Source organism: Polyangium jinanense (genome assembly GCF_028435265.1).
GTDB lineage: Bacteria > Myxococcota_A > Polyangia > Polyangiales > Polyangiaceae > Polyangium > Polyangium jinanense.
In genome coordinates this window covers 41,018-67,114 of the sequence record NZ_JAGTJK010000002.1, presented here as the reverse complement: position 1 = coordinate 67,114, position 26,097 = coordinate 41,018, and the positions used below count along the sequence as shown (strand labels likewise).

Below are 26,097 nucleotides of genomic sequence, written 5' to 3'. Positions count from 1 at the left end.
GCCCGCGAATCCCCCAGAATGGCCGCGTGCAGCTCGCGTCCCGAGGCGCGCGAGAGCGCCTGCATGTACGGCTGCGCGGCGCGAACCAGCGTGTCGTGCCGCGCGCGCAGGCGCTCGGTGTCGAGCACACCGAGCCTCTCGGCGAACGGGCGTCGTGGATTGGCGCCGCCGAGGTGCGAGCGCTCCCAGGAGTTCCGCACGTGCGGACGCAAAAGCGCCGACGAAATGGCTCCCGTCGACCGGTAAAGCCGCCCTGCTTCGACAACGCCTTCCTGGGACACCGTGACCATGGCCCCTCCCATCTCCGAGCGAAAGTTTGGTGCACATGGCCATCTTCCGCTCTCCGCTGTGTCTAGACTACATCCTGAGAAGTGTACGAGCGCGAGGTGCCTGACGAAACCTTCCGTGGCGAAAGATGGAGTCGAGCCGCGCCATGGCGGACCTAGGGGAGCGACCCGACGCGACGTTTGATCTGGCCGCCGTGGGAATGGCGGTCGTCTCCCTCGAAGGCGTCTTGCTCCGCGCCAACCCGAAGCTCTGCGATTTGCTCGGCCGCAGGGAAGAAGAGCTCGCCGGGCGCCCCGCGCAGGACCTCCGACATCCGGACGACACGAAGGCCGCCCTCCAGCACATGCAGGTGCTCGGCGAGGGCGTCGTGCAATCCGCCACGACCGAGGAGCGCTTGCTACGAAGGGATGGCTCGTCGCTATGGGTCGCGGTCACCCGCTCCGTCGCCCGCGGCCCCTCGGGGGCTCCGCTCCACATCCTCGAAGTCATGCAAGAAACCGGGCGCTACAAGCGCGCCGAGGAGGCGCGGGAGCGCGACCTCGCCGGCGAACGGGCGGCGCGCATCCGGGTCGAGCTGGCCGAGGCGCGAATGGCGCGCCTCCAGACGATCACGTCCGAGCTTGCGCGCGCCGTGACGCCCACCGAGGTGGCGGACGTCGTGCTGCGGCAGGGGCTCGCCGCCGTCTACGCGGACGCGGGGTACGTCGCGCTGGCGGAGGGCAGCATGATCGAGGTCCTCCTCGCCCCCGGTTATCCGGAAAATGACCTCGAGCGATTGCGCCGCGTGCCCCTCCTCACCGCAGCTTTGCCGTGGGCCGATTGCATTCGCACCGGCCGCCTCCTCGTTTACGACTCCCCGCAAGCGTTTCGCGCGGCCTACCCCGATGCGCCTTCGCAGCGCTGGGCCAAGACCTGGGTGGTTGTCCCGATGAAGGTCGGCGATCGGACGATCGGCGCGCTCGGCGTCACGTACCTCGATACCTGCAGGATCAACCAGGACGATCGGGCGTACATGTGCACGCTCGCCCAGCAATGCGGGCAGGCCCTGGAGCGGGCACGCCTGTACGAGGCAGAGCAGCGGGCGCGGCTCGCGCGGGAAGAGGCGCTCGCCATTGCGGCGCACGACCTCCGGAATCCACTCTCGGCGATCACGCTGGTCGCCTCGTCCATGATGCGGACGGCGCCCGAGGACGAAATCGGGAAATGGGTCCGGGAACGGGCGCAAAAGCTCAAGGTGACCGCCGAGCACGCGATGGAGCTGCTCCACAACCTCCTCGACGCCGCGATCATCGAGGCGAACACGCTGGCGCTCGAGCGCGAGCGGTGCGAGGTCGACGCGCTGCTCGCCGAGGTTGCCGACATCCACGCGCCGATCGCCGAGCAAAAGAAAATCGAGCTCGGCACCCGCACGCTGGGCTGCGCCCTTTCGACGACGTGCGACCGCGGCCGCGTGATCCAGGTCCTCTCGAACCTCCTCGGCAATGCATTGAAGTTCACCCCCGGGGGCGGGATGATCACGCTCTCTGCCGAGCTCGACGACGCCTGGGTGCGATTTTCGGTCGCCGACACAGGGCCGGGGATCCGGCCGGAAGACGTCCCGCGTCTCTTCGATCGCTACTGGCGTCCGCGCGCGGCGCGCGGCGCGGGAGCGGGGCTCGGCCTGTACATCGTCAAGGGGATCGTCGAGGCCCACGGCGGGATCGTGTCCGTCGACAGCAAGCTCGGCGTGGGGACGACATTCTCGTTCACCCTCCCCGTCAAACCGATCGAGCACGCTTCGCCCGGCGGTGGACCACCACGAAGCCGACGAGGCCATTGACGAGCAAGAGCGCGTTCGTGGCGATGAACACCCAGTTTCCCAGAAGCACGCTGTACGACGTGAACCCGATCGAGGCCGCGGTTTGTCCGATCCACAGCCATTTCGATACGCCCGCCACCGAATCGCTGCGCCACTGTTTCCAATTTTGCCCGGTGAGCGTGGCGAGCAGGATGAGCGAGCTGACCCAGCCAATGAGCTCCGTCATGCGCCTCTGCCCGCATGTGGGGCCAGGCGCCGCCGTCGCCAGGGTGGGGCTCCACCATCAACTCTTGGCCCCGGCCGTCCCCCGCTCCGGCACCGTCACCGTCCCGATCGCGAGCGCCCGGAGCGCCTCGCCCCGCCCCTCGTATTGGTCCTGCGCCGGGTGCAGCTCGCCCACGAGCCGCGCCCGGAATTTGCGGAACATCGGCAGCTTGCGGGCGACCGCGTCCGGCGCGTACGCCACGATGGGCAGGATGTCCGAATGGATGCGCAGGAGCAGCCGCAGGTACGTCCCGCCGAGCACCTCGCGCTTCTGATAATGACGCCCGCCGAGCAGCGCCCGCTCGGCCTGCATGTCGAGCGCGTCCGCGGGCAAACCCTTCTTCTCCCGGGCGAACGCCTCGCGGATCCGGTTCGACAAACCCTCCGGCACGACCGGCGCCCAGGACAGCCCCGACCGCGCGATGAACTTGTCCGCCGCCTCGACGGCCGCCTTCAGCCCCTCGTCCGTGGGCCCGACGAGCGGCGCCGCCGCGGTCGAGAGCGCCTTCAGCGTCTCCATTTCGTCGAACGGCGTCTCGATCTCGCCGCCCACGAGCACGATCGGCGTCGCGTATTTCCCGTCCTCGCGAATGGCCTGGTCCATGAGCTCGACGAGGCTCCGGTCGTCCATTCGATCGGCGCGGGCGAGGATCTCGAAGATCTCGCGGCGATCCTCGATTTCCCACGCCTCCTTGCCGGCGAGCACGTCGTCGATCTCCTTGTCGGCGCCGCGCTGCTCGAGCTCGGAGAGCAACCTCTTCCACGCGGGCACGCGCCGGATGCGCGGCACGAAGCTCGGCTCGAACCATACGAGGTGCAAAAGCTCGCGGACGATGACGGGCTTTGCCGCCTCTTCCTCCGCGACGAGCGAGCGAATCTCCCGGCGCGGCGCGCTCCACGGGCGCAAGCCCGCGGCATCATTCGAAGCGCCGAGCGCGCCGCCGTCGGACGCCGACTCCTTGGGCGCCTCCGCGACCGCCGCCGCGGCCGCGGCCGCCGCCGTGCCGAGCGTCTCGCGCCCCGGAGCCACGCCGCCGGGCGCGCCGCCGGCCCACGGGCTCGGCGCGCGGCCGCCCTCCGACGACGACGTTGTTCCAGGACGAACCGGCGCAGGCACAGCCGGCGGGCGCGACGGGGGCGCCGCGGGAATCGTGGAGACAGGAACGGGCGCCGGGACCGGCACGGGCGCTGGAACGGGCACGGAGACGACCGGCGGCGGTGCGGCCACGGGCGCGGGCGGCACGACCGGCGCGGGCACGACGGGCGGGACGAACGCGGGGGTGGAGATCGACGCGGGCTTGGGCGTGGCCTGTGGCACCGACGGCGCGGGCTTGGGCACGGGCGGCACGATCGCGGGGGAGACGACGGTCCCCGGTAGCGAGCCCCGCGCCGCCGAGGGCAAGGGCGGGGGCTTCATCGTCGGCGGCTGCGGCGTCTGGAGCTGCTGCGGCCAGGGGCGCGGCGCCGACGATTGGAACGGCAGATCCCCCGCGAGCGAGGGCTGCGGCTCGCGCGCGGCCGGCTGCAGGGATGCGGCTGCGAAGGGCAGCGCCGCGCGGCGCGCCGCTTCGGCCTCCGCCTGCGAGATCACGTTCGTCTGGGTATGGTCTTCCTCCGAATACCCCTTCGATTCCGAGGCCGCCATGGCCTGGACGATCTCGCCCCAGCTCATCTCGTGGCCGGGCATCTCCATTCCGACGATGATACGCCCCGGCTCGTCCGGCCGCGAAAGCGGGATCTGCACGCGCCACGTCAGCGTGGCGATCCCGCGGTCCGTATCGATCCAGAGCGCGTCGGCGCGCACCTTCTGCCGTTGCGCCGGCCCTTGCCCACGGTCGACGAAGATGGCGGGCCGCACGCCCGGCAGGTTCGTCACGAGCCGCGTGTGCTCCGGGTGCAGGTTCTCGAGCACGATACGCTCGTTGTCGCGCAGCGCCGTGAGGAGCTGATCCGAGGGCGCGGCATTGAAATACGCCTCGCTCGGCCCCTCGAGGCCCACGCCTGCAGGCGGCGGCGCGCGCCCCACGAGGTCCGCGCGCGAGGGCCAGCTCGTCGCGATCGGCGCGTAACACACGGGCGGCACGAAATCGTCGGCCGAGGAGACGTACATCCCGAGGGGCTGCAGGTTCGGCAGCGCGCGTCTTCCATATCCGTCGCGCACGTCGGCGCGCACGCCGACGGGGTTGTTCGTCCCGGGCCCGCCGCCTGCGCGCTCCCATGTGAGGCGCATGCGGGTGAACCGGCTGCCTTCCTGGAGCGAGCCATCGGGCAGGAACGAGCGATCGCAGAACACCTCGATCGACTTGTCGACCTCGCCGACGATGAGACGGGCCACGAGGGATCGGACGGGCTGCTGGTTCGGCGCGTAGGCATAACCGACGAGCGTGACCTCGGGGCGCGGCTTGAGCGGCACGAGGTCGCTCGCGGCGCGCAAGCTCCGGTTCGGGTCGTCGTCCCAGTGATCGTCGGCCTCATTGAGGGCCTCTTGCTCGTTGTTGAGCACGGCCTCGCCGGGCTGAAGCCAATACGTGGCCTTGCAAACGACCGTGAGGACGAAGCCCCCGGCGCGCTTCTGCCACACGAGCGATCCGGTGCGCAGGGGACCGACCGAGAGGATTTGCATCGCGCCGGAGCCTATCTCAAATGGCACGGGATCCGACGGGAAAAATGGAAGGGGGTGTCGACGCTGTGGAGTCGGACACGGGAGCGGTGCGTCATACGCTACCCGTTGACGCCGCGGGAGCGGGTCGATACGCCTCGCACATGCACAAACCAATCTCGGGTACGATGACAGGAAGATTTCTGCTCCTCGGCCTCGGTCTTGGCCTCGGGCTCGTCGCGAGCCGGAGCGCGTCCGGGGAACCCGTGGAGGAAGATGGTGTGCCGCCCGGCATGGTGGCTCACGTCGAGGGTGGTGTTTGTCCCCCTGGATGGGCGCCCGCGCCGAACATCGAGGGACGGCTCGTCGTGGCGGTCGCCGAGGGCAAGGATGTCGGCGTGCAGGTCGGCGAGCCGCTTTCGGACCGCGAGGATCGCACGCACACCCACGACTATGCGGGGGAGATCGCCCTGCCCTCGAAGGCGATCGCGGCCGCCGACGGGAGCAATCAGGCGGGGGCGCAGGCGCAAACGTACGCCATTGCAGGGACCACCGATCCGGGTGTGTCGGGCCTTCCTTTCGTGCAGGTGATCGCATGCGTCAAGCAATGAAAAGCATGGTCACGATCGCGGCGATCGCCCTCGTCACGGCCTGCGCGGCCGGGTCGGTTTCGACGACCGGTGGATCGTCGGACGGCGCCGGCGGGAATGGAAGCGGCGGGAGCGGCGGCGGCGCGGGCGGCGGCCCCGGGGCGCGCGGCGACGCATTGCCCACGAACACGATCGGGTTTTTCCAGGTACCCGCCTGCCCGAGCGGATGGGAGCCGTACAAGGCCGCGGCCGGACGAACGATCTTGCCGACGATCGCCGACGCGTCGGGTGGCACGACCGTGGGCGAGCCGCTCCTGAGCGGGGAAGAGCGGCCCCACACGCACGGGGTGCGCGCGGCGTTCGACCTCGTCCCCATCACGTATGCGGGCGCCCCGGGCGGCGGCAACCAGGGCGTCGCCGCGGCCGGCACGGTCGAATTCGTGACGACCTCCGAGGAATCGACCACGCGTTTGCCCTACGTTCAGCTCCTCGCGTGCAAAAAGCTCGCGGAGCCCGTGGCCGGGGTCAAACCTTTGCCGAAGGGCATGCAAATCTTTTACGACGGCCCCACGTGCCCCACGGGCTTCCAGCAGGCCGCCGCGACACAAGGGCGGCTCGTCGTGGGCCTGCCGAAAGACGCGCCTGCCGATCTCTCGTTCGGCGGCGAACCTCTTTCGAGCGCGACCCCGCGCACGCATCTCCACGGAGGCGAGGTCTCGCTCGCCACGACCTCCCACGGAATCGGGCTCGTGAGCAACGGCGCCGCGACCGGGTATGCGCGAAACGACACGTACACGAGCCAAGCGGAGGCGGACGCGAGCGAGGCGGCGCTCCCCTGGATCGAGCTCATCCATTGCGAAAAACAGTGACGGAGAGCGTGAAGGCGGCCCGAGGCGCGGGCGTTTTGCGAGAACAGGCACCCCTCGCCCTGCGCGAGCTCGCCTCCGGATTTCCGGGAGCGGACGCCGCGGGGCTCGTGAGCGCGATCCTGCGCCTCGTCGTCGTCCTTTTCGCGTCGTCGCGCGGGCTCTTTCCAGGCGACGACCTCGGCGCCCTCCACGCCGAGCTCACCGCGGCCGACCGCGCCTCGCTCGCCGATCGTCACGACGCCTGGCCGCGTGTCCTCGCCCTGTTTCGCCATCTTCACGAAGGATTCCTCGGACAAACCCCGCCCCCGGGCCCCGCCCGGCGCGGCTCGCTCTTCGACGCGGACGCGTATCCCTTCCTCGAAGGGCCGCTCTCCGACGCCGTCGTCCTGCGTATCCTCGACAAACTCCTCCTCGCCGCGGGCGAGCGCCTCGCCTACGCCGAGCTCGACGTCGAGCACCTCGGCACCGTCTACGAGACCCTGATGGGTTTTTCCGAGGAGCGTCGGCGCCTCGGCGCCCATTACACCTCGCCGCTCCTCACGCGGATCATGGTCGAGCGCACGCTCGCCCCGCTCGTGCGCCCGGACGCGAGCGCCGAGGAGATCCTCGGCCTCTCGGTCTGCGATCCCGCCATGGGAGCGGGCGCATTTCTCGTGCAGGTTTGTCGGTGGCTCGCCGATCGCCTCGTCGCCGCCTGGGAGCGCGCAGGAATGTCCGCGCCCGAGGCGCCCGACGAGGACCCGCAATCCCTCGCGCGGAGGCGGGTCGCCGAGGTTTGCCTGTACGGCGTGGATCGCAATCCCATCGCCGTGGACCTCGCCCGCGTCTCGTTATGGCTGCTCACGGCGCCGAAGACGCATCCCTTTTTGTTCCTCGAAGCCAGCCTGCGCCACGGGGATTCGCTCGTGGGCCTCGGGCGCGAGGAGATCGAAAACGTCTCCCCCGCGCCGGTACGCGAGCGCCTGGCCGAGGCAGCGACGGCGCGGCGACGTTTTTTCGAGACGGCCAATCCGGATCTGCTCGCCGAGGCCGATCGCGCCCTCGCGCCGCTGCGCACCGTGGGCCATGCCCTGCTCGCCGCGCATTTTGCCTCGAAGGACAAAAAAGCCCAGAAAGAACGCCTCGCCGCCCTGCCCGATCTCGCTGCGAGGTATCTCACCGGCGAGGGTCTCGCCGAGCTCGAAGCCGAGGCCGCGGCGCTTGCGGCCACCCGCTTTCCGTTTCACTGGCACATCGAGCTGCCCGAGGTCTTCGGTCGCGGCGGCTTCGACGCGTTCGTGGGAAACCCGCCCTGGGTCTCGTACGCCGGCCGCGCCGCGCAGCCGCTCGCGGACGATCTTCGCGAATTTTATCGACGCACGAATCCCGCCTTCGCCGGATATCGCAATCTGCAGGGCCTCTTCGTCCACCAGTGCGCCCGCATGCTCCGTCCTGGAGGTCGGCTCGGGCTCGTCTTGCCCACGTCGATGTCCGACCTCGGCGGCTACGAGCCCTCACGCCGCGCGCACGACGTGCTCTGCGTGTGCGACGACGAGCTGCCCGATTTCGGGGACGCCTTCGAAGGCGTCTTCCAGCCGAGCATGGGCCTGCTCTCCACGCGTCGAAACGAGAAAGCCTCGCTCGGCACGGCCCTCGCCTGGCCCCTCGCGCGCTCGGACCTCGACGCCGAGACGGCAGCCCTGCTCGAAAAACTCTCGGCCCTGCCGAAGCTCCCGCCGCACCTCTTCGGCGAGCGGGGTTTTCAGAGCAACGGCGACGACGTCCGGCACCTCCACGAGCGCGAGGCGCCCGACGGCCGTTTCCAGATCGGCCTGCGCGTGGGCGGCGACATCGAGCCGTTTTCCCGGCGTCCTCCGCGCCTTTATTGCGACCCCACCGATTTCTCGGGTCGCTTCCGCAAGGACGTCGAATGGCTCGCCGTGCGCCTCCTCATCCGCCAGACGGCCCGCTTCCCGATGGTCGCGTTGTCGGACGGCATCGCCTTCCGGAACTCGATCCTCGCGGGTTTTTCCGACGATCAATGGAGCGCGGCGTTTCTGCTCGGCTGGCTCAACGCGAGCCCCATTCGCTTTTACCATTACATGCGGCACCGTGACGCCCGGCAAGGAATGCCGCAGGTGAAGATCACCCACCTGCGCGCGCTCCCCGCGCCGGCCCATCCCGAGCTCGTCCCGGAGATCGAAGCGTTCGCCGGGCACTTCGGCACCCGCAATCAGGGCATCAGCCGGTCCGAGCAGGACACGCTCGACGACCTCGTCGCCCGCGCGCTCGGCGTCGCGCCGCCGGAGCGGGGGCCCATCGAACGATGGGCGCGGACCGTGACCCCGGATCGCGCCCCCTCGCCTTGACGCCTCACCACCCCTTGGCCGTTTGAATGGCAGCCGCGAGCTTGTCCGCCATCTTCTGGTGCGTGGCGACGCTCGGGTGGTAATCGCAGCCAATCCCGTCCACGCCCGAGTTCTGCTCGCCAAGGTCCACGAACCCCACGTTCGTATCGCCCTTCGTCTTGCGGGATTCGACCGCCGTGTTCACGTACTGCTTCGCCTTCGTCAGGTGCGTCGCGCCGGACGGGTACGAGTCGCTGAGCATGGAGCCGACGGCGCAGAGCAGGTACGCGTTCGGGTAATGCCCGCGCAGTTTGTCCAGAAACCCGGAGAGCGCGTCGACGTACGCCTGCCCGGGGTCACCCTTGGCGAAATCGTTCGTCCCGAGGTTCACGACGACGACGTCCGGAAGATAGGAAAAATCCCAGGTCGAGGCAGGATCATCGGCGAGCGTGCGCTCGAAGCGGACCGGCATCTGGTTCTCCGTCACACCTCCGTAATCGCGGTACACGCCGATCCCCGAATACGAGACTCCCACGTGTGCGGCTCCGAGCTTGCGCGCCGCGATGGCGCCGTACGCCGAATACTCGTCCTCGGTCTCGGGCGAAAACGGGCAGAGCGGGCCCGCGCCGGTGTTGCCATAACCGCAGGTGATCGAGTCGCCGATGAGCTCGATTTTGCGGGTCCACGGCGCGGGCGTGGGGACGAGCGCGCCGCCGGCCGCTGGCACGAAGCCCTTGAACTGCACGACGCCCACGAACGATTCGGTGCGTTTTTCGAGCAGGACCGTGTGCTCCCCGGCGGGCAGGTTCGCTGCGAGCGTGTACGTATCCTTCGCGCTGCTCGTCGCGAGGTCGGTCGGCGGCCCGTCGTCGATCACCACGGCGAAATGGTTGTTGCCGGCGTCCGCGAGGCGCACGTCGAGGCCCGTGCCCGAAAAGCGCGCGACGATCGTGCTGCCCGGCCAGGCGAAACGCGGGTCCGCCTCGTTCGTGAATCGACCGATGAAATGCACCTCCGCCATGGGCCCGCCGCCCCCGGCGCCGCTCGACGACGAGGAGCCCGAGGAGGACGACATGCCGCTCGACGACGCGCTGCCGCTTGATGACGAGGAGCCACCGCCACCGCCCCCCGAGCCCGAACCCTGCGAACTTCCCCCGCCCGAAGGCGAGCTGCAAGCAAGGGCAAAAAGAGCGAAGGAGGCAAAGGAGGCGAGCGCGAGCTTCTGCATGCGCGCGAGGATCGCTCCCCGGCGCGCCGCTGGCAACAGCGATCACGTCCCCGGGGCAATCGAAATCGTGCCGTGCGATTCGTCGAGCGATTTCCCCCGCCGCGGCAGCTCCACCCGGAACGTGGAGCCCACGCCCGGCGCGCTCTCCACCCGCACGGTCCCGCCGTGCGTTTCCACGATCTGTCGCACGATCCACAGCCCGAGCCCGAGGCCGCCGAAAGACTGGTTGGAGACGGCGCGCTCGAATCGCTCGAAGATCTTGCCCTGATCCTCGGGCGCAATGCCGACGCCGTGGTCGCGGACCGTGAGGCGCGCCGTGCCCTCGTCCGCCTCGAGCTCGATCTCGATCGGCTTGCCGCGGCCGTACTTGAGCGCATTGCCGAGGAGGTTCGTGACCACCTGCTCGATCCGCAGCCGATCCCACGTGCCCCAGATAGGTTTGTCATGGTGGAACGCGACGAGACACCCGGCGTCCTCGGCCTCGCGCCCGAAGCGCGTGACGACATCGTGCACGAGCGCGCAAAGATCGACCTCGTCGAGGCAGAGATCGAGCTTGCCGGCCGTGATGCGCGAGACGTCGAGCAGGCGATCGATGAGCGCCGCAAGCCGTCCGACCTGCCGATAGGCCACTTCGAGCGCTGGCGCCATGCGCTCCTGCGAGACGCCCGCGCGCGCGTCGCGCACGAGGCGCTCGAGCTGCAGCTTGAGCGGCGTGAGCGGCGTGCGGAGCTCGTGCGAGGCGACGGCGAGAAAGTCGTCGCGCGCCGAGATCGCCTGCAGCGCCTCGTGAAAAAGGTTCGCGTTGCCGATGGCCTGCGCCTCCATCTGCTTCGCCTGCTCGCGGATCCGGTCTTCGGCGAGCTTGAGCGGCGTCACGTCCACGTCCATGCAGACGAACTCGCAGGCCCCCGCGATCGTTGGGATCGCAAAGATCGTCGAGTAGACCCAGACCTCGCTGCCATCCTTGCGATGGCACGACCATTCATTGGGCCCGTTCGGTTTCCCCGTGCGCGCGATCTCCTCGAGCGTCTCCACGAACTTCTGCGTCGAGGGCGTATCCAGCATCATGCCGTCGAGCGTCTTGCCCACGACCTCCTCCTCGGACCAGCCGAAGAGACGCTCGGCCGCGCGATTCCAGTAGAGAACCCGGCCTTGCATGTCGTACCCCTCGATCGCGACGTTCGGCGTGTTGGCGACGATCGCGCGCAGGCGCGTCTCGCCATGCCTCCGCGCGACCTGCGCGAGCCTGGGGAACGTCGCGTCCTGGAAGACCACGATGCCCCCGCGGACGCGCCCTTGCTCGCCCGGAATGGGCCGCGCGGAGACGAAGACGTGAACCCCCTGCGGCATACGCGGGTTCTTCACGTAAAGCTCGACGTCGTCCACGCGTTCGCCCTGGAGCGCTCGCCACAGCGGGACGGCCTCGGCGGGGCAAGGCGTCCGTTCGTCCGGCAGGAAAATGCCAAAGGCCTCGTTCCACGCCTCGGGCGAGGCGTCGACGGGCAGACCGATGAGGCGCGCCGCCGTCTTGTTCCACGCGACGATCCGGCCGGTCTGATCCGCCATGATGATCGCCTCGTCGAGCACATCGAGGGCGCTGCGGAGGAGAAGGACGGCCTCCGCGGTAAAGTCATGAATGCTGGAGAAGGCGTGTTCCGTCATGGGCTCCTCGCGCTACCCATTGGCCCTCGTTCTGCTCCATTCCGGCCTCCTCTCGTTTCGATACGAGTCGGGCGCGCACGACTCCGGAAAGTTCGTAGGCGCAACGGCGGACGTTGTCGAGGGCCCGCGACCGCCGCCCGGGACTGACAGGCGGGCGGCCTTCACGGCCCGTACCAGATCGGCGAGCTCCAGGCGCGGTGCTGCACCGTCTTCGGGAGGGACGCATCGGCGCACGCCGCGGGCGCCGAGGCCGGATCGAGTTCGTTGCATTCGTACGTGCTGTAGCGGCAGCTCGGCACCTCGAGGGCGCGGGCATAATAGAACGCGCGCTCCTTCGGATCGAAATCGGGGTCCGTCCAGACCACGCAGAGCTCCTCCGCGCCCTCGGCCAGCACCTCGCAGGTCGAGGTATCCACGGAGGGCTCCGCGGCGGCCGTGCCCGCGACGTCATAGACCTTCTCGTACACCTTTCCTTCGCGCACGTAACCTTTGATGATCTGGAGCCGCTCGAGCGGCCGACCCGGCCAGCTCGCCGTGCCGGGATCGGCGCTCGCCTGCACGAAAAACGTCGGCTCCGATCCCGACGACGCCCCGAGCATCCCGCCCATCGGGATGCCAGCCGCGTAGGCCTCTTCGAGCCGCTCGGGACGCCCGCAGAGGCCCGCGTCGTAGCCGAAGCCGCCGAAGAAGCGGATCGGAATGCGGGGGCCGCTCGTGGCGAAGGTCTCGCGGCGGCGGATCGCCTCGAAGATCGACTCGCGCGAGTTCTCCTCGGCCCAGACCCCCGCGAGGCCGCCGGGGTTGTTGATGACGCCGTCGTGCGTCTCCGTGCCGGCGCCGAGGCGTTTGTCCGGGGTATCATCGACGAGCCCGACGTGCCCGGGAAACCCCACGCTGGAGGTGTTGCCCGGCGTGCCGTTGTGGGTGTCGGTCGAGCCGATGAGGCCGAATTGAAAGGGGTTCGTCCCGAGCCGCTCGGCCTCGAGGAGGCCGGTTTTCAGGACATACCGGAGAAAATCGTGCCGGTGCGTGCAGCCCCAGAGGCGCATGCCGCCCGAGCCGGGTTTGTCCCCGCATTGCTCGTCGTCGTCCGGCCGGAGCTCCTCGAAGTCGCAGAGCGGATCGACGTCGGCCTCGACGTCGAGGAAGCCATTGCGGCACTCGCTCGATCCTTTGTGCTGAAAGATCTCGGCGACGGGCTCCATCTCCGCCCGGAGCTCCGCGCGCGAGGCCTCCTCCTCGATCGTCGCGCCGCCGGGGTACGTGGGGTCGAAGAGCCGGCCGTTCGAGAGGTTCGAGTTGTGCGGCAACACGAGCACGTCGCAGCCGTTCTCGGCGCTTCTGCATCCGTCGCGTAAAAGCGTCCAGAGGTCGAGCGGCGTCGGGGCCTCGAAATAGGTGACCGGCAGGTCCGGCACGATGTCGTTCACGAAGATCACGTTCCGGTGCAGGTTCGAGATCCCGAACGTGTTCGTGTATTCGTACCCGACGAACGTGGTGAAGGAGCAGGACGCGGTGCGATCATAGGCCGCCTCGGCCGCGTCCTGCATGGCCTGCCAGCGCTCCCGCGCCGCCGCCTCGCAGTCCTTGCCCTCGCCGCAGAGCTCGGCCACGCGCATCGGGTTTGCCTGGGAGAGGCGCACGGCGAACGTGGAGGCGCCCTGCCCGACCTCCTCGCGGTACGTCTGGCAGGTGAACGTGTCGTACTTGGGCGAGGTGGGCGTGGTGCAATGGTACATCTCGCCGAGGAACTCGCCGTGGTCGGTGACGGCCACGAAATCGAGCGGCCTGTCGATCCGCGCCTCGCGCGTGCCCTTGCCCGACGCGTCGAGCGGCGGCAGGTGGATCGCCTCGCCGCGCGCAAAGCGATACGCGTCGGCCGGCGTGACCACGGTGTCGTAGGAGCGTGCGTCGAAAGAAAATGCCGTGTGGACGTGAAGATCGCCATAGAGCGGGACGCGTGTGGGCACGCGCTCCGCGCAAGGAGCGCGCGGCCGCGGCACGCGTGGGGGCGCCGCGGGGGAAGGCGCCTCCGCGCATCCGTCGAAGAGGAGGGGAAGAAAAAGAGCGAGCCCGACGATCCTCACCAGGCCATGGAAAACGTGCTCGGCGCCGTCGTCAAGCTCAGCAACCGGGCACGGTGACGTCGACGTCGAGCACCGCCGCGGCCGTGACCATCGTCTCCTCCGGCGGGCGCTTGCCCTTCGTCGTGGTCGTGAGCTTCATCGAGGGCGCGACGACGTACGGTTTCAGCTCGGCGCCGGACACGACGAGATCGAGGGACGTCTGCCCCTTCGGGACGGGATCGAGCTCGGCGACGAGCACCTTGGGTTGTCCCTCGGTCTCCGCGTAGAATGCGAGCGATTCGAGAAAATCGAAGTTCGCCCCCGCAGGCCCATCGATGACGAGCGAGAGCGAGATCATGCGTACCGAATCGACGTCGTCCTTCGTGACGCCCTGGTTGTCGAGCTCCTGCGTGAGATTGATGCTCTGAAATTCGTTGAACGCGAGGACGCCGAGCAGCTCGTCGAGGACGGTGCCAGCGGGGATCGTCGCTTTGGCGCCGACGTCCACTTCGAAGTTATCGATGTTGTCGCAGCTCGTGACGACGGCTGCTGCGACCGCGAGGACGAGGTTCTGGAGCGCGACACGGCGGTCCATGCGCGCTCCGGGGAGCGGCTTGTGCATGCCTCATTGAGCCTCGATCCGCGGCGCGTCGCAAGAGGCCGGGCGCACCAACCGCGCCGTTCCCCGAGGCCTGGCCCTCAATTCATGAACGCCCCGCGATCCCAGACCCCCGCCTGGGGCCGCGCCGATTGCAGGATGTCCGTCGTGACCGTACCGTACGTGGCCTGGTTGTAGACGTTTTTCCCGGTACCGTCGCCCTGGCCGCCGGTCTTCAGCCGGAGATCGCCGCCCGTCGCATTGATGAAGACGCTCGTCACCGTGGGCGTGTTCGTCGTGTCGTTGCCGGACGAGGCCAGGGGGACGGGCGCGCTGAAGAGGTTGTTGTTGAACCCGAAGACGAGGTTGCCCTCCGCGGAGTCGAGCGAGACGCCCGCGCCTGCGCCGAGGTTCACCGCCGTGCTGCCGCCCGTGATGCTGAACAGGATGTTGTTCGTCAACCGCCAGCGCATCTTGCCGCTCGTCGCCGCGGTGCCCCAGACGCCGTACGTGCGAGCGAACATCGTGTTGTTCGTGAAGATCAGGTTGAAATCGACGCCGCCGTTGCTGCCCAGGAAATTGACGAGGTAGGCATTGTTGCTCGCCGCTTCGAGCACGTTGTTCCGGGCGATCAGGGAGGCCACGTTGGCCGTGCTCGGGCCGGATCCGTTGATGGCATACGTCGTGGCGCCGTTGCTCTTGCCCTCGACGCAGACGCGGTTCGAATCGAGGATCGTCGTGCCGCGCTGGTTGCCGAACTGGATGGCCGCGTGCGTCGTCGAGGTGGTGGAGCGGGCATACACGTCATTGCCGAAGAGCGTCGACGTGCTTCCCGGGCAGGCCGTCGCGCCGAGGGCCGCCGAGGTCGTGGCGCCGCCGCTGAACAGCGTCTCCACGTAATTGCGCACGAACGTGCCGGCACGAAGGTTGTGCTGCGTGAGCGAGCTCGTGGGCGACGCGTGCATCCGGAAGCCGCCCCAGACCGCCTTGTTGTGGTCGAGCGTGAGCTGCCCGTAAAACGCGGTGGTGTACGTGTCCGGGTTCCAGTTCGCGAACGAAGAGCTGAATCCGCCCTTGATCGTGAGCTCCTTGGCCACGATGACCGAGGTCGACGCGTAGCCGCCCTGCGCGACGAGGATCGTGCTGCCCGCGGGCGCCATCGCCACGGCCTTGCAGAGCGTCGCCCAGGCCTTCGCGGGGCTCTTGCCGTCGTTGTTGTCATTGCCGCCCGCGGCATTGACGTAATACTTGACGGCCGTCTCCGCGATCGAGTTCTGGATGCTCGACGCCGGGGGGAAGACCTGCTCGCAATTCGTCGTGAGCGGGTTTTGCGCGGGGATCGCGAAGCTCGTGCAGCTCCCCGAGGCGATCGTCGACGAGCCGCAGGTGCCGCAGGCGAGGCTCTCGTCCACGTCGCCGTCGCAATCGTTGTCGAGGCCGTCGCACGTCTCGGCCGACGGCTGCACGTTCTGCACGCAGGTGACGATGCCGCCCACACACGTCTCGGTCCCCGCCGCGCACACGCCCTTGTTGAAGGAAAGCGTGCAGGCCGCGCCGCCGTTCGGGTTGCCCTCGTCGGTCGTCCCGTCGCAGTCGTTGTCCTTGCCGTCGCAATACTCCATTTGGGGCAACATCGAAGGCTTGCACTGGAGCTCGCCCGCCACGCAGAGGGTCTTGCCCGGCGAGCATTCGCCCGGCATGCCCGTCGTGCACGGCTTGTCGGCGTCGACGCCGTGCGTGTCGACCTCGCCGTCGCAGTCGTTGTCCTTGCCGTCGCAGATCTCGTCCACCGGGGGCGGCGCGGCGCAGATCAAGGAGCCCACGAAGCATTTCGTCTTGCCGAACCCGCACTCGCCCATCTGGCCCGTCGGGCAGTCGATGCCGCCGCCGGGGTTGTCCTCGTCCGTCGTGCCGTCGCAATCGTCGTCGACGCCGTTGCAGGTCTCCATCGTGGGCTTCGCGTCGGGGATGCAGTTGAGCGCGCCGCCATCACAATGGTATGTCCCCGTGGCACATTGCCCCGGCACCCCCGACATACACGCCCCGCCGCCGCCCGGATCGCCGTTGTCGACGACGCCGTTACAATCGTCATCCAGGCCGTTGCAGGTCTCCTCGACCGGGTCCTTCGGCGTACATTCGGGCGGATCGCCGCCGGCCGGATTGCAGGTGGACACGGTCACCTGGCAAGCGCCCTCGCCGCAGACGATCTCCGGGAAGCCGTCGTCGACGAGGTTGTCGCAATCGTCGTCGACCGCATTGCAGGTCTCGAGCGACGGGAGCGTGTCGCCCTCGCAGGGCCCCCACGTGTTCTCCGCGATGCACGTCTGCGAGCCGTCCTTGCACGCGCCGATGTTCCGCGTGTCCGGCGAGCCGGTGTAACAGGCCTGCGTCTCGCCGACCTTGCAGGGGCAGCCCTCGTCGACCTGGCCATTGCAGTTGTCGTCGATGCCGTCGTTGTCGTCGTCGCAGAGCTCGTCTTGCGAGGGCGAGCCGGGCACGCACGGCACGGGCATGCCGTCCACGCACGCCTCCACGGTCACACGGCAGACGCCGTCCCCGCAGCTCGCGAGCGGCAGGTCGTCGATCGTTCCATTGCAATCGTCGTCGATCCCGTCGCAGGCCGTCTCCACGGCCGTGCACTCCGCCCCGCCGCTCCCGCCCTGGCCTCCGACGCCGCCCTGGCCGCCGCTGCCCGTCCCACCAGGCCCCGTCTGCACGAGCACCGGATCGTCGACCCCGAGGGCTGCATTGCACCCGACGGCCCCCGCCCCAATCCCCACGAGCACGAGCCCAAGCACCAATGCACGCCGCATGACCGAGTTCCCTTTCGGGCGCTAGAACTGCCCCGTCCAGTACAAAGAAGAAGGACCCACAATGAGCGACGTCGTCTGCGTCTTCGTGCGCTTCGGCGCGGTCAAGAAGAGGGCGAGGCCGCCGGCAAACGCGACGCCGCCCGCGACGAAAAGCCCCGTGGAAAGGTTTCCCGACTGATAAGCATCCTTGCGCGCGTCGTAGCCGAACTCGTTGCAGGTGTTGCCGGCGCAATGCCCGTCCACCTCGCTCTCGTCGCGTTTTTGCATCGTGCGGAGCCCGAAATACGTGCCGACGGCGCCTGCCCCGAGCCCCGCGATGCCGAGGCCGAGGCCGACGATGCGCTGGGTGCTGAAAAAGCTCTCCGTCGGCGCTTCCGGAATGCGGTCCGGCTCGCGGGGCCCGAGCGGTCCGGAGGGGCCCTGCATCATCGCCGGATTTGCGGTCGTCGCCGGATTCGTCCCCTTGGGCGACTCCTGCCCCATCGTCTGCGGGGACGATTTCGGCTCGGGCTTCGGCGCGGCCTCATCCTCGAGCGCTTGCACCGCAACCGTGAGCTCCGCGCCCTCGGCAATGGCCAGGCTCTTTTCCCAGGACTTTTTCCCGGGCGCGCTGGCGTCGACCACATGCTCGCCACGCTCGGCTGGCAGGCGCGTGCCGAACACCTCCCGCGCGAGCGGGACGCCGTCCAGCGTGACCACGAGATTCGGGAGCGCGAGGACCGCCTCGGGCACGGAAACCGTGATCCAGCCGAGCCGCGGCTCGATCTCGCCCATTCGCGATTTCGCCTCGCTCCCGCGCTTCTGGGCCGTCGACTTCTCGGTAAAACCCTTCGACGTCGAAGCGATGCGCGCCGCGTCGTCCACGATGCCCCGGTACGTCTCCCACGCCCGCGCGAGCCGGCCCATTTTCCGGTAACAATCGCCGAGACCGATACGCGCGCCGAGGCCCGGGCGCAGCTTGACGACCTCCTCGTATTTCGGGCACGCCGTCGCGTAATCCTCCGCGATGAACGCCGCGCGCGCCTCCTGGAACAGCGTATTCGCCCGGGCCTCGTCGGCCGGGTCTGCCGCGCGCGCGCCCGACGCGACGAGGATACCCCCGAGCGCGACGAACGAACGAACGATCCACGCGCTGGGTTTTCCGCTCATCATGGGCAAAGCGGTCTCCTAATCGATCGAGGTCGGAGGCTCGTAGGGCTTGCGGGTCGACTTCGTCCCCGTGCTCTTCGTGGACGGAGGTTGTGCCCCGGTGGAAGCCGGGCGTACAGGTTGCCCAATCGATCCGGTTTTTCCGGACAAGGCAGCCGTCTGCGCAGCCGCAGGCGTCCCGGCCGCCGGGGCAGGCTCGATGTCGATCGCCTCGGCGGAGGCCTCGGGCGCGGGATTCGCGAGCTCGGTGCGCGGCACCTCGCCCGCCGCGATCGGCGGAAGCGGCACGGTATCGGGCAACCCCGCGCGCGCGACCGAGAGCGGCGCCGCGCCGACGAGCGCCTGCACCCCGAGCCCACCTACGAGGGTGAGAACGCTACAAACGAGCGCGACGAGCACGGCCGTCGCCCAGCGCGACCGCGCAGGCGGCGGCGCAGGCGGCGTCGAGGCCTGAATCAAGGCCACCGACGCGCGCGTCGTCGACGCCTCTTCGAGCGGCCGCTCCGGCCCTTCGGAGCGCCGCACGAGCGGGATCGTCAAGTTCATCCGGAACGAATCCGGCCCCGACTCCGCATACTGATCCCGCAGCTCCGCGATCGCCTCCGTCGCGCGCTGGAAACGATCCTCGGGGTGGATCGCCGTCGCGCGGGCGAACCAGCCGTCGAACCAGGGCGGCAAGACCATGCCGCGACGGCGAAGCGCGCGCGCCGTCGGCATCTCCTCCGGCCCGTCGACGACGCGGCGGATGAGCGCGTAGACGCCGTGCTCGCGCGCCTCTTCCTGCCAGTACGCCTCGCCCGTGAGCATCGTGTAGGTGATGTGGCCGAGCGCGTGGATGTCCGTCGCGGGCCCGATCTGGTTGCTCCTGCCGGCGATCTGCTCGGGGGCCATGTACGTCGGCGTTCCGACGGCCTGCGTCATGTTCGAGTTCGTCCCTTCGGAGACGATCTTCGCGATGCCGAAATCGAGGATCTTCACGCACGGCGTGCCGTCGTCGCGCTCCGCGATGAAGAGGTTGCCCGGCTTCAGATCCCGGTGGACGATGCCCCCGGCGTGGGCCTTGTCGAGCGCAAACGCGACCTGCCCGAGGTAGACGAGCGCCTCGTCGATCGGGATGTGGCCGCGCTTCTTCAGCATCGCGCCGACCTCCTCGCCGTGGAGCAGCTCCATCACGAGGAACGGCATGCTCGTCGCTTGATCGATGCCCGCGTCGGTCACGCGCACGACGTGATCGCTCCGGATTTCGCCGGTGATCCGCGCCTCCTGGGCGAAGCGATCCCGCAGCACCGCGTCTTCGAGTACGCCGGGCAGCATCACCTTGAGCGCGCACAGGCCGTGGGTGCGCTCGTCGCGCGCCTCGTGCACCGCGCCCATCGCGCCCGCCTTGATGCCCCGAAGGACACGATAACGCTCGTGAAATAGCGTTCCAGTCGGGAGAAAGACCACGCTCGGCGCGCCCATGCGTTCCTCGATTATTCCCCATTATGCCAGAGTTCGGGCGCGGGGGACCAAGATCGTACGTTTCGTGCGCGATCCGGATCCCGACACCCCTCGGGGGGTATGGGGCGTGACTCGGCTCGCCGAGCTACTACGCCCCTACGGTCAAACCCGAACGGTTCGGCGCTCTAGCCCTTCTTCCGCGGCCGAGGGATGTTGTAGGCCGAGAGCTTCGAGACGAACGTACGTCGAGGCATTCCGAGCATCGCCGCGGCCGCAGTCTGGTTGCCCGCGCATTTTTCGAGCGCGTCGATCATGCGCTGACGCTCGAGCGAGCCGAGCTCCTCGCGCAAGCTGCCCGACGAGCTCGTGTCGACGACGCTGCCGCGCAGCTGCGACGTCGCATCGTCGGCGGCGACCGTGAACGACGGCAGCAGCGGCTCCATCATCGGGGTGAGCGGGACGGTGCCCGTGAGCGGCACGTTCCGCGGCGAAGAAGCCGTGCCTTGCACGCGCCCTTCCAGCACGAGGTCCTCGGGCCGGATCACGCCCTCGCAGAGCACGACGGCGCGCTCGATGGCGTTGCGCAGCTCGCGCACGTTGCCCGGCCAGTCGTAGCTCGTCATCGCCGCGAGCGCCTCGCGCGTGATCTCCGGCGGGCTCCTGCCGATCGAGGCCGCCGCGCGCCCCGCGAACGTCCGCGCGAGGGGCTCGATCTCCGAGCGACGCTCGCGCAAGGGAGGGATCGAGAGCGCGATGCCGTTGAGCCGGAAGTACAGGTCCTGGCGGAACGTGCCCTTCTGCACCTCGCTCGCGAGGTCGCGGTTCGTCGCGGAAACGAAGCGCACGTCGATGGGGCGCGGCGCAAGCCCGCCGACGCGCATCACCTGGCGGTCCTCGAGCACACGCAAGAGCTTCACCTGGATGCCGAGCGGCAGCTCGCCGACCTCGTCGAGGAAAACCGTGCCTTTCTCCGCGGTCTCGAAGAGGCCCGGCTTCGAGCGCACCGCGTTCGTGAACGCGCCCTTCTCGTGACCGAAGAGCTCGCTCTCGAGGAGCGACTCGCTCAGCGCGGCGCAGTTCAAGCGCAAAAACGGCCCCGACGCGCGCGGCGACTTGCGGTGGATCGTCTCGGCGAGGACCTCCTTGCCGGAGCCGGTTTCGCCGAGCAAGAGCACGCTGATCGGACCTTCGGCGACGCGCTCGGCGAGCGCGTAGAGGCGCTTCATCGCCTCGTCGCGGATGACGTAGCTGCTCGGCGAACCGTCACCGCGCACCTCGGGCTCTTCGTCGTCGACCTTGCGAACGACGAGGATCGTCGAGCCGAGGTTGATGGCATCGCCGACGCCGAACTCCACGAGTTTCCCGGGTTCGACGCGCGTGTCGAGCAGGCGCACCGTTCCGCCTGCGCCCTTCTCGCGACGCACCGTGGTTCCGTTCGCGCTGCCGAGGTCCTCGATGCGCAAGGGTGGCCCGAGGTAGATCTGCGCGTGACGGCGCGAGACCGAGCCGTCGTCGATCCGGATGTCGCTCTCCTCGGCGCGGCCCAGGATCACCTTCCCCTCGGCGGGCAGGGGGTGACGGGTGACGCCGCCCGCGGCGAAGACTGCGAGCTCGAGGCGCCCCTTCACGTTCTCGTCGTTCCCTTCGTTCCGATGGACAGCACCGCTCGCGGAACCGTAGGTCGAGCACGACCCGAAACGCAAGCCACCATGCGCCTGCGTGTTCGCTTCGAACCACCCCCGAGGTGACCGCGCGCCGTGTGTGACCTCGCGAAGCGGCGGTCGGGCGTGGTCTCGGTGAACTTGCTTCCTTTTTCCCGGCGTCCCCGCTCACTCCGTCCAGGCGACACGAACACCTGACGGGCCCTCCACACGAAAAACGTTTCCTTGTCAACAGTCAAGTTTGATGTGTGAACATATACGAAACAACCTCGGGTGCGGAGGTGCGCCGCGATGGGGAGCCTGCGTCGCATCCCTGATGCGGCGAAGCATCACCGTAGGGCACGCGCGTCAGTACGATCTCGCGCGAACGAGGGCCCTCGAAGCGCCAATCGAGCAGAATCGGCTCGACAATCCCGTGACGGTTTCAGTTTCCCGGCCTTTTTCGCTCGTGGCATGGCGAATGCAAATTCATCCGTACGAGGCATTCCTATGAACAGCTTGAAGACCCTCTACGAGCCACGTGTCCTTTCTCTCCGTGCGGAGGTCGAGAATGATCACGTCCTCGGGGAGATCCTGGCGGCGGACGCATCCCCCGTCCTGGTCGAGTGCTTTTTGCTCGAATGGTTCGCCCGGACGCCCTACCTCACGCAGCCAACGGCGCGCTGGTCGCGGCGCGCCGCCGAGCAATGCGAAAAGCTCGGGCTCCACGCCGTCGCCCAGTCGTTCCGGGAGCACGCGGCGGAGGAAGACGTCCGCGCCTCGCTCGTCCTGCGCGACGCGCGCGCCGTCGCCCAGATCATCGCCATGCGATGCGGCATCTCGATCGACGTCGCCATGCTCGCCGAGCGCCCGACCGTGGTCATGCGGGCCTATCGTGTGCTGAACGAGGAGGTCCTCGGGGCAGACCTTCCCCTCGGGTATGCGGCGATCCAGTACGAGATCGAGCGCATCACGAGCGCGCTCTCCATCGGGCTCCTGATCCAGTCCCAGCGGGTGCTCGGCGTGGACATGGCCGAGCGGCTCACGTGGCTGCGCAAGCGCGCGTCGGTCGGCGTGGAGCGCGCGGCGCTTTATGGCTCGACGCTGGAGACGATCCTCGACGGAATGCCCGAGTCCGCCGAGCAGCTCGCGGAGATCGGCGCGGGCGCGCTCGACATCTACCGGCATTTTTTGCGCGAATGCGTGCAAGCCGCGCAGGCGAGCGCCCGCGCGATCACGGGCGAGCGGCCCTCGAGTCCGCGGAGCTCGCAGCCCGAGCTCTGCCATTGAGAGGAATGAGTTTTACAGGGAGGTCCGGGCGACCCTGCGGAGCCGCTCGATTCCTTCCTCCACGTCGGCGGACGTGATGTCGCGGAAGCGGAGCGGCGAGGGGCCGGATTTGGAAGGGTCGTAGACGAGGCCGCGCGGGCGCACGTTTCCCTGGCGGAGGACGTCGGTCACGAAACGGACGCGCTCCTCCTGATCGGCCGGGACGAGCACGTTTTCGTATTTCGCGAGCACCTCGGCGATGTGCTCCTCGATGCGTTGCTTGTCGAGCTCGGTCTCGGCGACGCCGGTGATGATGGGGATCAAGAGGTTCGCGCGTTCGAGCGGCAAGTAAAGGCCGCGGGCCGTCCGCGCCACCGTTTTGAACACGTCCTCGGCGCCCACGTATTGGCGCAGCGTGGGCAGGCAGCCGACGGCGTGAATGACGATGCCCATCTCGCGGGCGTTCTCGGCCTGCGCATACCAGTGGTGCCCGCAGGGGCAGCCCTGGGGGAAGGCGTCGCCCGAGGGCTCTACGCCGTGCGGGGGCGCGTCGCCGACCCAGACGACGACACGCGCCGCGCGGGGCCGCCAATCGAGCCGTACGAGGTCGTACAGCCCGTCCGTCACCGATTCGGGGCCATCGCCGCCGCCCGAGGCCTGCATGCGCTCGACTCCCTTCTTGATCGACGCGATATCGTCGGTGAGGGGCACGACGCGGCTCGCGAAAGAGCGATCCTGCGGAGGATGGTCGCGATAACTCACGAGGCCGAGGCGCAGGCTGCGGCAAAGCGGGGCGCGCCGGAGGGCGTCGATGATCTCGACGAGCCTGCGCTTCACCTCCTCGATGTATTCGCCCATGCTGCCCGTCTCGTCGACGAGGAACACGAGATCGAGCTCGCCGACCCCGGCGCTCGCCACGCGGGCGATCATCTCGGGCGAATAGGCCTCGGAATCGCTCGATTGCAACGGCGGCGCGCCTTGCGACCGGCCTTGCTGCGCCCGACCGGCCGGAGCCGGCTCATCCTCCATCGGCATGAAGTCCATGGCCGGCGCCGGGGGCGGCGCCTCTTCTTTTCCGCCGATCCCCAGGGCATCCTTTACCTTCGAGAAAAACCCTCCGCCGCGCTTGGGCGCTTCGACCGATTCGGCATCGAACACCGACGCCGAGGAGGGCGGCGGCGGAGACTTGGCCCCGGGTGGCGCGCCAAACGATCCTCGCGACCGAGGCGCTCCCGGCGCGGGGGGCACGGCTATCGCCGGGCGCGCCGCCGCGGCGACGGGCGCAGACCTTCCCATCGTGCCGGCGCGCGTGCTCCTCGAATGCTCCTCGGCGCCGTCGTCGAGCTCGTCCTCGAAGGAGATCGAGCGGGCGGAAAGCATATCCATCGCGCCGCCGCCCCCTCTCTCCCGCCTTGCCCCGCCCCCCTTCGCCATTTTTTCGCCGAACCCCCCGGCGCCTTCCGCGACCGGTTCGTCTTCTGCCTCCTCCACGAACGCGTCCTCGTGCGAGGCCACGGCCTCCATTTGCACCTTCTTCGCGGGCCCCTCGACGCGTTTCTCGCTGTCCTCCGCCACGAGCGCCGTGTACGGGCTCAAGAGCTTGTGCTTGAGCGCGAGCGCGAGCACCTCCATCCGCACCTCGGCCGCCTCCCCGGGCGCCTCGGCGAGCCGAGCCAAACGCGCGTCGATCCGGAGCCTTGCCCAGAGCCGTTCGAGCCCCGGGATCTGATCGGATTGCTCCGGCAGCTCCACGTCGACCTCCTGCCGAAACGGCTCCCCCGTCGCGCGCTCGGCCGTGAGCACGAGCCTGCTCTTTCCCGATCCGGCGAAACGCCCGAGGAGCTGCACGGTTTGTCCACCAAAGAGCTCGGGCGCCGGATGCGGATACACGTCCACGGGCATCGCGTCGTCCCAGGACAAACGCAAATTCGTGAGCACGGGGCCGGCCTGGCGGACGCGGCGCGCGAAACGCGGCACGACGGTCTCCACGTCCTCGCCGGGCAAGAGCACGTCGCTCGCGCCTCCTCCCGCCCGCGCGAGCCGCTCGACGAGATAACGATTCACCGAAGGCCCCACGCCGAGCACGTACAGGCGCGTCTCCTTGCCGAGGATCTCCGGCGCGCGCCGAAAGATCCGGCCCTCGTTGCCCACGGCGCCGTCCGTCAGCAAGACGACGAGCCGCGTCCGGCCCTTGTCGGATTGCAATTTCGCGGCGCGGACGAGGGCTTCTTCGAGCTCCGTGCCGCCGCGCGACGTCATGCCTCGAAGGAACACGTCGATCTGCTCGGCCCATTCTTTCGAGATCGGAACGAATTTTTCTCCTTGCTGATCCGCGGCGATCCGGTCGTGATCGAACGCGAAGACCTGCGCGCGATCACCCGGCCCGAGGTGATCGAGGATCAAGCGCACCGCGCGCCGGGCCTGCGGGAGGCTTTGCCCGCGCATCGAGCAGGATCGATCGACGAGGAAAACGACGTCGCGCGGGAGCCCGACCTTGGCGAGCTCGCGCGTCGCCGCCACGACGACGCCGCAATACTCGCATTTCCACGCCGGCCCGAGGCCCGGCCATTCCTTCACGACCGAAGGATCCCGCAGCGCGCCGCCGCAATTGTTGCAGCGGAACGTGCGGTGATCGCCGGCCGGGCCAGCCTCCGCGAGCGAGAGATCCTCGATCGGCGCAACTGGCGGCGTCACGACGAGCAGGAACGTGCCCATCTTGTCGGCCTGGCGCTCGAAATACACCCGCGGCCGCACGCCCTTGTCGTGCTGCGCATGATAAGCAACGACCAAATCCCGGTTCGCGACGGTCTCCGCTGCGTGCAGCTTCACCCGGAATGCGCCGCCTTCGAGGGGCTCGAGGTCGATCCGGTGCGACGGCGAGCGGGGCGGCTCGATCGGCACGCCGGGGCGGATCTCCAGGCTGACGCTCACGTCCGCCTTCCGCTCGCCCGTCGCCGCGCGCGGCGGCTGAATCGCCCCCGCGTCCTGCACGTCGGCGGCCGTCCTCGCGTGGTAACGCTCGGTCGTGACCATGGGAAACACGAAGCGCCACTCCCCCTCGTCGAACGCGAGCTTCTCCTGATAACCGAGCGTGACCTCGATCGTCTCGCCGTCCGGGATGTTCGCGACACTCAACGTGAACAGGTTCGGCCGATCCTGTTCGAGCAGCGTCGCGCTGCGCCCCTCGCGCCGCGCAGCCTCGTAGGCGCGCTTCGCCTCTTCCTTTTCCTTGACGACGGCCTCGACCGTGCGCGCGCCGATGCGAAAACGCATCGTGTGCACCGACGCCTCGTGCGGAAGCGGGAAGAGGTATTCGGCCTCGATGGGACCGCCCGTCGTGTTGCGAAAGCGCTGCTTCAGCGTGACGCTCGCGACGGGGCCGTTGATCTTGGCCTCGACGTCGGTGTGCTCGAGCGGCAAAGGCGCGCCGCTCGACGTGCGCATCGTCCCCTGGGTGATTCGGTCGGTCGTGGGATCGGTCATGGCGGGCCGACACC

16 protein-coding genes are annotated in these 26,097 nt (G+C 68.8%); 5 read left to right on the top strand and 11 right to left on the bottom strand.

The genetic code is table 11. The features are described from left to right. Positions 1-433 precede the first annotated feature (433 nt). Positions 434-2,107 carry a sensor histidine kinase gene (locus KEG38_RS04575; protein ID WP_272417780.1) on the top strand — a complete coding sequence of 558 codons (1,674 nt, stop codon included), beginning with the start codon at positions 434-436 and terminating at the stop codon, positions 2,105-2,107. Here the strand turns inward: KEG38_RS04575 and KEG38_RS04570 are convergent. Both KEG38_RS04570 and KEG38_RS04565 read right to left on the bottom strand, forming a co-directional pair. Next, the gene (locus KEG38_RS04570) at positions 2,046-2,312 is read right to left on the bottom strand and encodes a hypothetical protein (RefSeq protein ID WP_272417779.1); all 267 of its coding nucleotides are present in this window, start codon (positions 2,310-2,312) and stop codon (positions 2,046-2,048) included. The genes KEG38_RS04575 and KEG38_RS04570 overlap by 62 nt on opposite strands. Positions 2,313-2,369: 57 nt before the next feature. Continuing rightward, positions 2,370-4,973: a DUF2169 family type VI secretion system accessory protein gene (locus tag KEG38_RS04565; RefSeq protein ID WP_272417778.1), complete on the bottom strand. Its 2,604-nt coding sequence runs from the start codon at positions 4,971-4,973 to the stop codon at positions 2,370-2,372. A gap of 164 nt (positions 4,974-5,137) precedes the next feature. On the opposite strand from KEG38_RS04565, the gene KEG38_RS04560 reads away from it, so the two are divergent. The 3 genes from KEG38_RS04560 to KEG38_RS04550 are packed head-to-tail and all read left to right on the top strand — an operon-like array spanning position 5,138 to position 8,756. Beyond that, on the top strand, positions 5,138-5,560 hold the full coding sequence (locus KEG38_RS04560; RefSeq protein WP_272417776.1) for a hypothetical protein: 423 nt from the start codon (positions 5,138-5,140) through the stop codon (positions 5,558-5,560). Further along, positions 5,557-6,408 carry a hypothetical protein gene (locus KEG38_RS04555; RefSeq protein WP_272417775.1) on the top strand — a complete coding sequence of 284 codons (852 nt, stop codon included), beginning with the start codon at positions 5,557-5,559 and terminating at the stop codon, positions 6,406-6,408. The genes KEG38_RS04560 and KEG38_RS04555 overlap by 4 nt, the downstream gene beginning before the upstream one ends. Positions 6,409-6,416: 8 nt before the next feature. After that, positions 6,417-8,756: an Eco57I restriction-modification methylase domain-containing protein gene (locus KEG38_RS04550; protein WP_272417774.1), complete on the top strand. Its 2,340-nt coding sequence runs from the start codon at positions 6,417-6,419 to the stop codon at positions 8,754-8,756. 4 nt (positions 8,757-8,760) lie between these two features. On the opposite strand, the gene KEG38_RS04545 is transcribed toward KEG38_RS04550, so the two are convergent. From KEG38_RS04545 to KEG38_RS04510, 8 genes are all read right to left on the bottom strand, one after another. Beyond that, the gene (locus KEG38_RS04545) at positions 8,761-9,810 is read right to left on the bottom strand and encodes an SGNH/GDSL hydrolase family protein (RefSeq protein ID WP_272417773.1); all 1,050 of its coding nucleotides are present in this window, start codon (positions 9,808-9,810) and stop codon (positions 8,761-8,763) included. Positions 9,811-10,005: 195 nt separating this feature from the next. Next, positions 10,006-11,625: a sensor histidine kinase gene (locus KEG38_RS04540; protein ID WP_272417772.1), complete on the bottom strand. Its 1,620-nt coding sequence runs from the start codon at positions 11,623-11,625 to the stop codon at positions 10,006-10,008. Between the two features lie 161 nt (positions 11,626-11,786). Next, complete coding sequence (locus KEG38_RS04535) at positions 11,787-13,595, bottom strand: DUF3604 domain-containing protein (protein ID WP_272417771.1); 1,809 nt, start codon at positions 13,593-13,595, stop codon at positions 11,787-11,789. A gap of 154 nt (positions 13,596-13,749) precedes the next feature. Further along, positions 13,750-14,313 carry a hypothetical protein gene (locus KEG38_RS04530; protein WP_272417770.1) on the bottom strand — a complete coding sequence of 188 codons (564 nt, stop codon included), beginning with the start codon at positions 14,311-14,313 and terminating at the stop codon, positions 13,750-13,752. Positions 14,314-14,390: 77 nt separating this feature from the next. After that, the gene (locus KEG38_RS04525; RefSeq protein ID WP_272417769.1) at positions 14,391-17,102 is read right to left on the bottom strand and encodes a MopE-related protein; all 2,712 of its coding nucleotides are present in this window, start codon (positions 17,100-17,102) and stop codon (positions 14,391-14,393) included. Positions 17,103-17,123: 21 nt separating this feature from the next. Next, the gene (locus KEG38_RS04520; RefSeq protein ID WP_272417768.1) at positions 17,124-18,254 is read right to left on the bottom strand and encodes a tetratricopeptide repeat protein; all 1,131 of its coding nucleotides are present in this window, start codon (positions 18,252-18,254) and stop codon (positions 17,124-17,126) included. Positions 18,255-18,269: 15 nt separating this feature from the next. Further along, the gene (locus KEG38_RS04515; RefSeq protein ID WP_272417767.1) at positions 18,270-19,712 is read right to left on the bottom strand and encodes a serine/threonine protein kinase; all 1,443 of its coding nucleotides are present in this window, start codon (positions 19,710-19,712) and stop codon (positions 18,270-18,272) included. 164 nt (positions 19,713-19,876) lie between these two features. Beyond that, complete coding sequence (locus KEG38_RS04510) at positions 19,877-21,319, bottom strand: sigma 54-interacting transcriptional regulator (RefSeq protein ID WP_272417766.1); 1,443 nt, start codon at positions 21,317-21,319, stop codon at positions 19,877-19,879. Between the two features lie 522 nt (positions 21,320-21,841). Between KEG38_RS04510 and KEG38_RS04505 the strand changes: the two genes are divergently transcribed. Further along, positions 21,842-22,621 (top strand): hypothetical protein, encoded by a 780-nt coding sequence (locus KEG38_RS04505; RefSeq protein ID WP_272417765.1) that lies wholly within the window; start codon positions 21,842-21,844, stop codon positions 22,619-22,621. Positions 22,622-22,633: 12 nt separating this feature from the next. On the opposite strand, the gene KEG38_RS04500 is transcribed toward KEG38_RS04505, so the two are convergent. Then, complete coding sequence (locus tag KEG38_RS04500) at positions 22,634-26,083, bottom strand: VIT domain-containing protein (RefSeq protein WP_272417764.1); 3,450 nt, start codon at positions 26,081-26,083, stop codon at positions 22,634-22,636. Between the last annotated feature and the right edge of the window lie 14 nt (positions 26,084-26,097).